At 58.7% G+C, this 12,838-nt stretch carries 9 protein-coding genes; 7 read left to right on the top strand and 2 right to left on the bottom strand.

Annotated features, from left to right (window positions below; all coding sequences use genetic code 11):
• The first annotated feature begins 90 nt into the window (after positions 1–90).
• The 6 genes from A4R35_RS06785 (at position 91) to A4R35_RS06760 (ending at position 8,156) form a co-directional block, all read left to right on the top strand.
• Positions 91–1,272 carry a 2-isopropylmalate synthase gene (locus A4R35_RS06785; RefSeq protein ID WP_112427763.1) on the top strand — a complete coding sequence of 394 codons (1,182 nt, stop codon included), beginning with the start codon at positions 91–93 and terminating at the stop codon, positions 1,270–1,272.
• Positions 1,273–1,530: 258 nt separating this feature from the next.
• Positions 1,531–2,508 (top strand): branched-chain amino acid transaminase, encoded by a 978-nt coding sequence (locus A4R35_RS06780; protein ID WP_223258235.1) that lies wholly within the window; start codon positions 1,531–1,533, stop codon positions 2,506–2,508.
• A gap of 314 nt (positions 2,509–2,822) precedes the next feature.
• A complete protein-coding gene (gene thrB, locus A4R35_RS06775) occupies positions 2,823–3,863 on the top strand; it encodes a homoserine kinase (RefSeq protein WP_112427759.1) in 1,041 nt (346 codons plus the stop codon).
• Positions 3,853–5,328 (top strand): threonine synthase, encoded by a 1,476-nt coding sequence (thrC, locus tag A4R35_RS06770; protein ID WP_223258234.1) that lies wholly within the window; start codon positions 3,853–3,855, stop codon positions 5,326–5,328. Before thrB ends, thrC begins: the two co-directional genes overlap by 11 nt.
• The gene (locus A4R35_RS06765; RefSeq protein ID WP_112427757.1) at positions 5,261–7,456 is read left to right on the top strand and encodes a glycosyltransferase family 39 protein; all 2,196 of its coding nucleotides are present in this window, start codon (positions 5,261–5,263) and stop codon (positions 7,454–7,456) included. The genes thrC and A4R35_RS06765 overlap by 68 nt, the downstream gene beginning before the upstream one ends.
• A gap of 265 nt (positions 7,457–7,721) precedes the next feature.
• A complete protein-coding gene (locus A4R35_RS06760) occupies positions 7,722–8,156 on the top strand; it encodes a hypothetical protein (RefSeq protein WP_146747132.1) in 435 nt (144 codons plus the stop codon).
• Between the two features lie 122 nt (positions 8,157–8,278).
• On the opposite strand, the gene A4R35_RS06755 is transcribed toward A4R35_RS06760, so the two are convergent.
• Together A4R35_RS06755 and A4R35_RS06750 are read right to left on the bottom strand one after the other, a co-directional pair.
• The gene (locus A4R35_RS06755) at positions 8,279–9,313 is read right to left on the bottom strand and encodes a type I phosphomannose isomerase catalytic subunit (RefSeq protein ID WP_112427753.1); all 1,035 of its coding nucleotides are present in this window, start codon (positions 9,311–9,313) and stop codon (positions 8,279–8,281) included.
• Positions 9,314–9,794: 481 nt separating this feature from the next.
• Positions 9,795–10,469 carry an alpha/beta hydrolase gene (locus A4R35_RS06750; protein ID WP_112427751.1) on the bottom strand — a complete coding sequence of 225 codons (675 nt, stop codon included), beginning with the start codon at positions 10,467–10,469 and terminating at the stop codon, positions 9,795–9,797.
• A 1,117-nt stretch (positions 10,470–11,586) separates the two neighbouring features.
• Here A4R35_RS06750 and A4R35_RS06745 point away from each other — a divergent pair.
• Entirely contained in the window at positions 11,587–12,681 is a 1,095-nt protein-coding gene (locus tag A4R35_RS06745; protein ID WP_112427749.1) for a GGDEF domain-containing response regulator, read from the top strand.
• Positions 12,682–12,838 lie beyond the last annotated feature (157 nt).

The raw sequence follows: 12,838 nt of genomic DNA, 5'->3' as shown, positions 1-12,838 counted from the left end.
GCTCATCGGCTTGCCTGCACTACGGGTGGCGGGACGCCGACAAATGGCCTCTCGTCGCCCGGTGAATGGTCACAAGGAGGAACAACAACAATGGGAGATCCTTCGGTAATTCGCGTCTTTGACACGACTCTGCGTGACGGTGAACAGTCGCCTGGCGCCACCATGACGACCGAGGAGAAGCTGCAAGTTGCTGAGCAGCTTGTGCGCCTGAACGTCGATATCATCGAAGCTGGCTTTCCGGCTGCTTCACCCGGCGACCTGGCTGCGGTGAAGGCCATCGCTCAGCGTGTGCGTGGCCACGATGTGGCCGTTGCCGGCCTGGCACGCGCCAATACCGAGGATATCGATGCGGCCTGGGAAGCCGTCCGCGAGGCGGACCAGCCGGTGATTCATGTCTTCCTGGCTACCTCTGATATCCACCTGAAGTATAAGCTGAGGATCACGCCCGAGGAGGCCCTGGAGCAGGTCAAGACAATGGTGACCTACGCGCGCAATCTCTGCCCGCGGGTCGAGTTCTCGGCAGAAGATGCCACGCGCAGTGACTGGGACTATCTCTGCCGCGTCTTCGAGCTGGCCATTAAGGCGGGTGCCACGACGATCAATGTGCCCGATACGGTCGGCTACGTGATGCCACATGAGTATGAGATGCTCTTCCGCTACCTGCGCGAGCGCGTGCCGGGCATGGACGAAGTGGTGCTCAGTGCGCACTGCCACGACGATCTTGGCCTGGCTACAGCTAATACCCTGGCGGCGATCCGTGGCGGTGCTCGACAGGTGGAGGTGACCATCAATGGCATCGGTGAGCGTGCCGGTAATACAGCGATGGAGGAAGTGGTGATGGCCCTGCGTACGCGCCCGGATGTCTTCCAGGCCGATACGCGTATCAATGCCCGTGAGTTTGTGGCGGCCAGCCAGCTGGTTAGTCGCCTGACCGGTATCCCGGTGCAGCCGAATAAGGCAATTGTGGGCCAGAATGCCTTTGCTCATGAGGCTGGCATCCATCAGGATGGCGTGCTGAAGAACCGCCTGACCTACGAGATCATGACGCCACAGTCGGTCGGCTGGGATGATACGCGCCTGGTGCTCGGCAAGCATTCCGGGCGCCACGGTCTCGATGCCCGCCTGCGCCAGCTCGGCTACCGCCTGAATGCTGAGCAGCTGAAGAAGGCCTATGCGCGCTTCATCGCGCTGGCCGATGAGAAGAAGTATGTGACCGACGACGATCTGATCTATATCGTCGAAAGCAGCCTGGAGACGCCTTCAGCGATCTGAGATCGCTGCCGCCCTGCCCGGCTGGGAAGAGCACGCTCCGCTCCAGCCCAGCCCTGTCCAGCGCGGGACCAGCAACCAGCAGACCAGGCAGAACCGGCGGTCAAGAGAGAGCTTCTGGCCCGCAAGGGTGTGTCCGTCATGGGTCTCAGCGGCACACCCTTGCGCCTTCTTCCTTTTTACTGTTCTATTCGCTTATTTGCGCGTGGGGCGGTTCTTCCTCCCCACCACTTGGTTGCTATCGATCGAAGGAGTGAGGTCGTGACGCAGACACAGAGTTCTCAGGAAGCCACGCCGCAGAAAGTTTCGATTCAGGACCCGCTGGAGGGCTACGCCTTCTTCGAGGGCCGCGTTGTGCCAATCGCTGAGGCCAAGGTTAGTATTGCTACTCATGCCCTTCAGTACGGCACAGCCTGCTTTGAGGGCATCCGCGCCTACTGGAATCCGAATCATGAGCAGCTCTACGTGCTGAAAATGCGCGAACACTACCAGCGAATGATGCATTCGTGGAACGTGATGCGCTTCAACCTCCCCTATTCAATCGAGGATTTGGAGCGTATCACAATTGAACTGCTGCGCAAGCATAACTATCGACAGGATGTCTATATTCGACCGATCGCCTACAAGGCTTCGTTGACGGTCAAGCCGCGCCTGACTGGTCTCAAAGATGAGTTTGCTATCTATACCTTCGGCATGGGCAACTATGTGGACATCGAATCGGGCTTGCGGGTCTGTACATCGAGCTGGCGACGAGCCAACAGCAACGCTATGCCAGTGAGAGCCAAAGTGACAGGCGGCTATGTCAACAGTGCCCTGGCGACCGAAGATGCACTGGCTAGCGGCTTTGACGAGGCCATTATGCTGACGCACGATGGCTATGTCTCCGAAGGCAGTTCCTGCAATCTCTTCATTTTGCGCAACGGCAAACTGGCTACTCCGGCACCTTCTGAAGATATTCTCGAAGGAATCACGCGCAACACCTTGATTCAGCTGGTGCGCGATGAATTCGGCATGACCGTTGAAGAGCGACGCATTGATCGCACGGAGCTGTATGCCAGCGAAGAGATGTTCCTCTGTGGGACGGGCGTCCAGGTTTCACCGGTCATCAGTGTTGATCACCGCCCGATTGGGAGCGGGCGCCCTGGTCCCTTTACGATGAAGTTGCAAGCCCTCTATCTGGCGGCCTGTCGAGGTGAGAACGACAAGTATCGCCACTGGTTAACGCCGGTCTACGAGTAGGTAAGGAGACGCTACAGAGGGAGCTGAGCAGGGTTGTTCTTCCTGTTCCCGCCTGCGATAGTCACGCTCGCCGACCAGGGGCGTATGGCTTTAGGAGTGGTTGAGGTCTGAGCCGGAGCAGAAGTATAGGGAGGAGGGAAGACGCCTCCTCTCGCTCCCAGGCGTGTTGTGTCGCATTGATATTGGGGCTACTGACGAGTAGCCCGAGAGCGTGATACAATAAAAGCCACTCTTGTCTGCTGACAGAGCAGACAGAAAGGAGATGCTGAGAGCAATGGAAGGTCTTGCAGCTGAAAGACAGGAGGCCCGTGGCGATGGCACCGGTATTTCCTGTCGCTTTTACTGTGCTCGTACCGGCCACCTCGGCTAACCTGGGGCCGGGATTCGATAGCCTTGGTTTGGCCTTGCAGCTCTACAATCGCTTTGAGGTTGTAGAGGGTGGCAATGATCCGCAGCATCCTGTCATCCAGATCGAGGGTAGTCTGGGAGCAGGGCTTCCCACTGGTCCTGAAAATCTCTTCTTCCGCGCTTTCTCCTCAGTTTTTGCTTCGAAAGGAATAGAACCGCCAGCGGTACGCATTCGGATGTTCATTCAGATCCCTGCGGGGGCTGGACTGGGTAGCAGCGCCACTGCAGCCGTTGGCGGCGTTGTGGCGGCCAGCGAATTTCTGCGTCTGCGGGGTCTGATGCTTTCTGAGCAGGAGGTTTTGGAGTTGGCAGTGGCCAACGAGCAAGGGAATCATCCTGACAATGTGGCCCCGGCCCTCCTGGGCGGGCTGGTGGCGACCACGGTCAAGGATGGCAAGATCCATGCGGTCAAGACTCCCTTCCCGGATGCTCTGAAGGCGGTCATTTTCACTCCCTCGTTCTCAATGGATACGCTGGCCGGTCGTAAACTGCTCCCTTCCAGCTATCCCAAGGATGATGTGACCTTCAATACCGGGCGCGTGGCGTTGCTCCTCTCAGCTCTGCAAACGGGACGGTATGAGCTGATTGGAGAGGCAATGCAGGATCGTTTGCATCAGCCCTATCGGCAGGCCCTCTTTCCGGCCATGCCCGATATTATTAAGGCTGCGGTAGCTGCCGGGGCTTACGGCGCCTCTCTTTCCGGCGGCGGTTCTTCTCTGATTGCTCTTGCAAGTTCGCGTTTCCAGGAGATTCTGCGCGCGATGCAGGAGGCCGCGCGTGCCCGCGGCGTGGAAGGAACCGGGATGATTCTGCGGGCTGACAAGCATGGGGCGCGGGTGATCAATCCTCGTCATCATCGAGTGCGCCGTCCGCGTGCTCGCTACTATGAAGATCAATTCTGCTGGTCGCCCGCCCGACCGCTCAAGGAGGGATCGCTTGGACGCTAGAATCGATCATCAAGAGGAGATTCAGCTCGCTGCCGCCGTCCGGCAGGCGCTGGAACAGGTACGCCTGCGCTGCGTGGGGTGCCAGGCACTCTATCCCGTGCTGGAGCCGGGGCGGGCGGCGCGCTATCGTTGCGATTGCGGAGAGGTACTCGATGTGGAGATCCCTCTCCTCTTACCCAGGCCGCTAGCTGCCCAGGCTGGAATGGCTCAACAGGCTTCCGGGGAGGCTGCCGCCTGGCGCCAGCTTTTTGCTGAGCGTGCCATGCTGGTGCCGGGCACGCCTGGGGCCGCTACTGTGCAGCGTAGTGGCGTCTGGCGCTACCGTGAGCTGATTCTGCCCATCCCTGAAGAGGCCGTGATCTCGCGGGCGGAAGGCAATACGACCTTATACGCGGTAGGCAGCGACCAGCAGCAGGAGACGCAGGCCAGTCCTGGTCTGCGCCGCATTGGTGAGTATGCTGGCCTCTCCCAGCTCTATCTTAAGCACGAGGGCGAGAATCCTACGGGGAGCTTCAAGGACCGCGGGATGGTGGTGGGCGTCACAATGGCGCGCCTGATGGGGGCGCGGGCTGTCGCTTGCGCTTCCACCGGCAATACCTCGGCCTCGCTGGCCTCCTATGCCGCTCTGGCGGGCCTGCGGGCGCTGGTCTTTCTCCCCGCTGGCCAGGTTGCTGGGGGCAAGCTAGCGCAGACGCTAGCCTATGGGGCCTCTATGGTCCAGATCAATGGCGATTTTGATGCCGCCATGCAGCTTGTTGAGCAGGTCTGTGACGAATCAGGTATCTATCTGCTCAATTCGCTCAATCCCTTCCGCGTCGAAGGCCAGAAGGCGATCGCCTTTGAATTGCTGCAGCAGCTCAACTGGCAGGCTCCCGACTGGCTGGTGCTGCCGGCTGGCAATCTGGGTAATACTTCAGCGCTGGGTAAGGCTTTCCGTCAGGCACGCGAGCTAGGGTTGATCGGCCATCTGCCGCGCCTGGCTGCTATCCAGGCCGCCGGAGCCAATCCCTTCTACTTGAGCTACCGAGAGGGCTTTGCCCGCCGGCACGCTGTCCAGGCTCAGACAGTGGCGAGCGCCATTAAGATTGGCAACCCTGTCAGTTACGCCCGCGCTCGCCTGGTGATCGAGGAGTGTGCGGGCCTCGTCGAGGAGGTCAGTGATCCAGAAATCCTAGAGGCGAAGACCGTTATTGACCGCGCAGGTATTGGCTGCGAACCTGCTTCCGCGGCAACGCTAGCCGGCATTCGCAAGCTTGTCAGGGCTGGTATAATCAAGCCAAATGAGCGCGTGGTTGCTATCCTCACCGGTAATTTGCTCAAGGATTATCAGACCGGTATCCCACGCGCCGAGACGGTCTGCATTGATCCCGATCTCGCTAGTGTCAGGAGGACACTTGATGCGCTTGGCTCCCTTACCGGCCCACCATCAGGGGAGGGTAGTTCCGCAGCCACCGGGGCGCTCTGAGCGGCGGCGCTCCTGGTGGTCCTGGCTGCTGAATCCTGAAGTCCTGGGCCTGCTGCTACTCGCTGCGGCCTTGCGGCTCTACGGCCTCAATCAGACTGAGTTTGATGATGATCAGGCCACGCTCTTTCGGATGGCCTACGATGCTGTCCATCAGGGCCTGCTGCCAGTGACGAGCAATACTGGCTCGATAGGCTCGCAGCATCCGCCCGGTGTGGTCTACCTGTTAATGCTGCCCGCGGCCTTGAGCGCTAACCCGCTCTGGGCCGCCGTGCTTATTGCTCTCCTTAATGTCCTGGCCGTCTTGCTAACCTATTTCTTCTTATACCGCTATTATGGTCGCCTGGCTGCTACAATCGGGTCTTTTCTCTATGCTTCTGCTGTACTGACAGTCAAATATGCCCGTTTTATCTGGCAGCCAAATATAGCCGCTCCTTTTGTCTTGCTCTTTTTACTGGCACTCTTCCGGGGAGCCGTGGAGCGACGGTCAGGTTGGTTTGGGTGGGCTGTGCTCTGGCTAGCGCTTCTCTACCAGGCCCACGAGGTCAATCTCTTGCTAGCGCTTCCGCTCCTGCTCTGTGTCGTGCTTGTTCCCAGGACAGTGCGCTGGCGCGATGGCCTGCTGGCTGGTCTGATTCTCCTGGTAGTGTTTATGCCATCGCTACTCTGGCTACTGCTCTCGGGCCTGCAGGATTTGCGCTCTACCCTCAGTTTCTCCAATCATCAGACGAGTGGCCTCTCTCTTCAAGCGCTGCGCATCTATCGTCTCTTCATCATTCCATACGATCAACTTCCCAATAGAAGTGATACACTTCTACTGCCGTTGCATCGCCTGTTCTCATGGCTCAAGCTGGCTATGCCTGGCCTGTTGATCCTGGCGGCCTTTTGGCTGCTGGTCGTAATTGGGCGCTGGCGAGTTGGCTCGGTTGAGCAGAGCAGACAGCCTGTGGTGGAAGGGCTTGGCCGCTGGTGGCAGCGGCTGCGTGAAGGTTGGGAGGACTTACGCGCAGATGGCCAGCGTTGTGGAGCGCTGATCTTGCTCGTCTGGCAGCTTATCCCTCTGTTAGTCTTTTTGCACTATGGAGGAGAACTTCATACCCAATACTTGTTGTTCTTGATGCCTGGTCCATTTCTCTTGATCGGTATCGCGGCGGCACGTAGCCTTGATTGGCTGCGCCGGCAAGAGGGCTGGCTGCGGCGTCTACGTTTGGCCGGCTATCTTCTGGTGGGGATGCTCGTGGTGGCTCAGAGTCTGGCCGCGGCTGTGAGCGTTCTTGATACCCTTGAAGGCCATTTCGATGATCGTTCCTTTCCACCCTATCCGTATCATAATGACCTTGCCTCGCTACAGCAGGCCCTCGCTGCTACTGATCAGCTTGCCCAACAGGAGCATCTGTCGCATGCCTACATCACGGTAGATGACGCCACGCGCACCGCTGTCTTCTTCCTCAGTCGCCAGATGCGGACACCCGTCACTCTCTTTGATGCCCACTGTCTGCTCCTGCCAACGGAACGCGCGGTCATGCTCGTAGGGCCTTATGATCCCTGGGTGACGGCTCTGCTGGAACGTTTTGGGCATGCCACGCTGGTGAGCCGACTCCCACGTCCGGGAGGCCTGCCATTTTCCCTCTATGTGGTCGAGCCAGGACCGGAGGCTGCTGCCTCTGCCCTGGCCTCTCCCTGGAAGCTCAACCAGCTACAGGCACTCTCACAGCAGGCTTTGCCTCTCACGCTGGCCAATAGCTCTCAGACTCAGGCTACCACCTGGCTTGTCTCCTCCTGGCAGATCAGACAGAGTGTCTCGCCTGTGCTCAATACTACCTATGCCTATCGCTTCGTAGCTGCTGCCGGGGCCTCGCCTTCTTCTCAAAGTCTGCAGACGACCTGTACTTTTAACCGCTTGCAGGCTGGAGAGAGGCTCCTCGTGACCTTCGCTCTGGCTGATAAGGCAGCGATCCCTGTCAACCTGCTGCTGCGCATCTGGTCCTATCGCACCGTCCTTTATACGCCGTCCTACGGCCCCCTGCATCTAGAGACTTCTATATCGAAAGAGGTGGATGTGAATCTTTTGCAGACGGCGGCGGGGGCGAATCAAATTCTGCTCTTGGTGAACGATGGGACGGGAAGATGATCACCGGGGGCCCGAGCAGGCCTCACTCTGGAAACAAGTGTACTGGAGGCGCAAGTGAGAGGAGCTGGGGCACTGGCGCTGTCGCCTGCTGGCTGTTACAATGATGTCAGCATCAGAGCGGTGCCCCTCTCCTCTTGCTCATCCTTGCTGGCTTGACATAGACAAAGCTGAACTGCCCGTGCTGTTGCTGATCCGGAGGTCGGAGCAGCGCAGGGTCACATGAAAGAAGACAGAACGGACCAGCAGCGCACCTGGCACCGTGAACATGAAAAGAAAAAATCGTCGTTTACAATGGATACCACCCTGGGAAATGCCGGCAGACCCCATCAAGGCGGTCTTCTGGTTCCTCTACTGGCTGCTCCGGGTAGTGGTCCGCTTCTACTGGCTCCCCCTACTCGCTGGTGTCATCTATGAGAGTCTGCTCAACGGCCTGATTGGGGGAGGCATCACCCTGCTTCTCGGATTAGTGCTCTGGGTGGTGCTCTTCGCTGCTCTCAGAGTCGTTGAGCTGCTCCGCGGGGTCGCGCACGTGCTGGCCACCGTCGAGCAGCTCCAGCGAGAATTCAGCCTTGTCGACAATGATCCTCTCCCCCGATCCAGTGAAGGCGAGCCACGCGATGAACCGCGTGTCGTGGAAGGTACCATTGTCTACCTGGATGAGAAGCGGCGCGAGCGAGGAGGCCAGCCTGGGGCCAACTAGATGCCAGCCCGGCGCGCAGGGACAGGCCGGGCATGGTCAGCTCGGACAAACCCGGCCTCGCTCCTCCTTCCTGCCTGGGGAAGGGCCGGGTCACCAGCAAGCGGTCTGTCTGCCTCGCTAACTCAGGCCAGTTCTGGGTTAGCCTCTTTCCAGGCCAACCAGGCCGCGTCATTGGGAGCTGGCACGTAGGAGCGCAACAGCAGTCCATGACCCTCAAGAGAATAGGGACCAAGGGCGGCTGGTAGCACGACGCTCTGACCGCGTGTGAAGGTCAGGTGGAGCTGCTGAGAGGGGCCATAGTGGATCGTCGCCTCAGCGCTCAGCGCCGACAGGATCTGGCAGCTGCCTGTCGTCTGGTCGTGGGCCTCCCCTTTGAGTGCTAACTCGCGCATCACGAAGTAGCGGCAGGCGGCCAAACAGCGCTCCTCGTAGCCCGGTCCGCCGGCCAGGGTCACCGGGCGGACCTTAATGCGCGCTGAGGGACCGTAATGGGCCACGGCCAGTGCGCGCTCGATATGCAGCTCGCGCGGCTTCCCCTCGGCAGTCAGGCGTCCGTAGTCATACATGCGATAAGTAATATCAGAGTACTCCTGAAGTTCATAGAGTAGAATGCCGGCGCCGATGGCATGCACCGTTCCGGCGGGGACGAAAATGACATCTCCTGCCTGAACTGGCTCTTCGTGGAGAAGCTGCTCCAGCTCTACCTTCTCGATAGCTGTGGCCACAGCGGAGCGAGTGGTGGGGGTGGCAAAGCCGTGGACGATAGCCGCGCCTGGCTCTGCGGCCAAAATATACCAGCATTCTGTTTTGCCAAGCTTTCCGCCCTCGTGCTGAGCAGCGTAAGCATCATCGGGATGTACCTGCACAGACAGCTTCTGATGAGCGTCAATGAACTTGGCCAGCAGGGGGAAACGCGGACCGAAGATTGCCTCAGCCTGTGGGCCAAGGAGAGAAGGCCCAAGCTCTATCACCAGCTGACCCAGCGTTTTCCCAGTATAGGGAGGGTTCTGAGCCAGCGTATTCACCTCAGTCTCCCAGGCTTCGCCGATCAGCTTTGCTGGAGGCAGCTTTTTCCAGCCATCCTCCTCCAGGCGCCGCCCTCCCCAAATGGTCTCATGGAGCGAAGCTTCCAGGAGGATCGGATGAACGCTCTCCACAGCGCAAACTCCTCCTTAGACTCATCATAAGGACAACATGCGGATGCTCTTGGAATGTCCCGGCAGCCGGGCCATTGTTCAAACCTGCTGCTGGCCCATAGCCAGACAACCCGCCAGCAAACGCAGTCGAGGTCAGCGACAAAGGGACCTGGCGGCAGAATCCTCACTGCTTCAACTAAGAGAAGCAGTGGCTGACCACCGGCTCCTGGCTTCGTTCAGGAACGAAGGCGCATCGTTGTCAAGGGTAGCACCCTCGCTAGTTGCTGTCAAGGTCAAGATGAGGCCTGGCAAGCCAGTCGGGCATACCTGCGAGTTTGAGCCTGCGCCAGGGTTGAAGAGAGTAAGACCCAAAAGCGGGCGCAGCCAAACCTGCTGATCCCTTCAGGCCCTCCTGCCGGAGGCCGCCGCAGCGAGGGAGGGGAGAGGAGAGGCATTGCAAGAGAGGTGCGCCTGCGGGCTTGGCTCTGCACTCGATCTCAAATCAAATATCGGGCATCTCGGCCCAGCGCATCAGATAGCGCGTAATCGCCTCAATCGCCGGCTCCTCGTAGCCGCGCATTAGATGGCGAGCGCCAGTGATCACCTTAATGCCCTTCGGCCCTTTCTGCTGCTCAACGAACGGCTCCAGCTTATAGAGCGGACAGACCTCGTCGAACTCGCCGGTCACAAAGAGCTTGGGGCGCTCAAACTGACGAGGTAAGCCGCCGATAGCTCGGAAGAGCGGCAGGCTGATCGCCACCACTGTGCGGATACGCGGATCGTAAGGAGCATACTGCAGCGCGATATAGGCGCCGAAGGCGTGACCAATGACGCAGAGCTTGGCTGGATTGACTCCGGGCTGGGCCAAAACAAAGTCGACGGCGCCCGCCAGATCCAGCGGCTCCAGGCGGCCATCGGTCTGTTGCCCCTGGCTACGGCCAACGCCGCGGAAGTTGAAACGCAGGGCGATCATACCTTGTTCGGCCAGGCGTCGCGCCAGGAGCAAAGTCAGCACATCCTGCATATCACTACTGGCCGGCTGAGGGTGGCAGAGCACAGCGGCGGGGGCCTGACGAGCCTGGCCGGGATAATGGAGAATGCCCTCTAGCATAAAAGAAGGCTGTCCCTTGCTGGGGAAAACCACGCTGCGCTCGGTCGGTGCGGAGGATATGGCCATAGGCTCCCCTTCAAGACTGGCTAGATGTTTCTCGCGCCTGGATGGGCGCTTTTATCTTAGCGCAGGCCGAGCAGCACGTCAACTGCAAAACCTGGAAATCCTCTCTCTCCGTGGCAAGCCTTCTGGCTTGTTTGCCCCTGGCTCCACTCGCCGTCTCTGGCCTGACCTGACCGGTCAGCAGGTCGTGGCCGTCCGAAGGCGAAGGCGAAGCCGGGGAAGGACCTGCATGAGCAGGGGGCAAAAAGAGCTGGACTGGCGGCGCCAGCGCTCCAGCTGAGATTAACAACCAGACAGGCTGCGTTACAAGGACATCATGACACTTCTTGGAAGAAGGGATAATCTTACATCTCCTTCTGTATAACATGACAGGAACATTTGTTAGAACTTTCTTTGCGGGTCCATCTGGGGATATTACACTGGATCGTGCAGACAAATGTTGAACTTTCTCGTGCTCAGGTGGATGATGAAAAATTCATCTCTGATGTGTTGACACTGCTTGCTTTATGTGCTAGCGTTTAATATGATGGGGCAAGCAGGTATGGCGCTGTTGCCAGGACCCGTGAGGGGCAGCATGGGTCCAGCTCTGCAGGGCTTCGGGATGTTGACAGCCAGGCCGAGGGGACGAGAAATCGCCGCGGCTGACGTGGGGCTTCCGTCCGTGCTAAAAGTCAGTGCGTTGGCTGGCTGAATGGGCGGTGGAGGAGAAGACATTTGAACTCTACATTATTTGCTCTGTTTGCTCTATGCTCTTGCTCATGCGCGCTGCCTTATCGACGAGGGGAGCAGAGATAGTGGTGGCGGTGCATGAGTCCTAGTCCTCGCCCTGTGCCCGGGGAGCTGCCCGTTTGCCCTGTCGTCAGGGGTCGTCAGTGGCCAGGGTCTACGATCTGTAACAACTGATCCTGCCTGGAGAAAGAAAGGCGGTGAGCAAGCAGGCATGCTCACAGTAGGCATGCATGCTCACCCCGGGCAGCGAACCTAGAGGTCTCTTACACAGATACCTCTGCACCTCTGTCACACCTCATCGCATAGGGCTGTTTTTATTCCTGTGAGGATCAGGTGTGAAAGGTAAAATGTGCTTTCGTTGTGCTAGTGAAGCGTAGAGGCAGGAGCACTTATGGGCAATGTGTTAGTCGTCGAGGACAACAGTCTGATCTCTTGCATCCTTCAGAAACATCTGGAAAGTGATGGAGATCATACGGTCACTGTCCTTCACGGCGAGGATGCTATCCAGTTCGCGCTGCGCAAAATGCCTCAGCTAGTCATTCTCAATATGACAAGCTCCGGCAGCGACGGCGAGCAATTCATTCAGTGCCTGCGCGCGCATGCGCGGACCATGTATATTCCTATCATTGTCGTTGGTGCCGCCAGCGACCCCGGCGCTAAGGTGCGTGCATTCCGTATGGGGGTAGATGATTATATCGCCACTCCCTTTGACTCCGAAGAATTTCTGGAGCGTGTGCGCACGCAGCTACGACATGTACAGCAAGTGATGTTATCGAGGCTGATTGATCTCCCTGGGGCATTCCAGGTTGAGATGACTATCAAGTGCAAGCTTACTGGCCAGGAGCCGTGGAGCCTCCTCTACCTCGACCTCGATAATTTTAAAGCCTTCAACGATACCTACGGTTTCCTTGCTGGCAATGAGTTGATCCGTCTGGTAGGGCGCATCTGCCGTCGCGTGGTCTATGAATATGGCAACCTGGAGGATTTCGTCGGCCATGTTGGAGGCGATGACTTTGTCGTGGTCACCACGCCTGACCGGGCCCGCCTGCTCAGTTGCCGCATCATTGCGGCCTACAAAGAGCTAAGTCAACCATTCTATCGACCTGAAGATCTGAAGCGTGGCACGATCAGCGGCGTTGACCGCAAAGGACGTCCCTATCAGTTCCCGCTCGTCTCTCTCTCGATTGGCATCGTCAACAACCAGCCCTATCTTGCTCACAGTCTGCAGGAAATCAGCTATCTGGTCGCCGAAGCCAAGCGCAACGCTAAGCGTTCCAGCGATAATATTTACTACATCTCATCGTCTCACGACGTTGCCAGCTGTTTCGATCAGCCCCTTGGCTCCGCGCTCCCTCTCTCGGCCAGCACCACTATCCTGCCTTTCTCGGCTCTCAGCTGGGAGTGGGAGTTGAGCAAGCGCGAGCTGGTCCATGCTCTCAGCGGCGAGGAGGCGCGCAGCGACTACGAGCTGCGTCTGCGACCCTAGAAGCGGAAGGAACAAGATCACTCTGACTGACTGGTTGGCTCTGGGCCGCTTCTGGCCGCAGCCTCCCTCTTTGTGCTATCCTCTCTAGGGGAGAGCCTTGAGGGATGGCTCTGGTGAGTTACGATGAGCAGACAGATGATTGGAGATTCGGGGTCGC

The sequence above is a fragment of the Thermogemmatispora tikiterensis genome, assembly GCF_003268475.1.
Lineage (GTDB): Bacteria > Chloroflexota > Ktedonobacteria > Ktedonobacterales > Ktedonobacteraceae > Thermogemmatispora > Thermogemmatispora tikiterensis.
The sequence above is the reverse complement of the archived record's forward strand: the minus strand, read 5'-3'. Positions and strand labels throughout refer to the sequence as shown.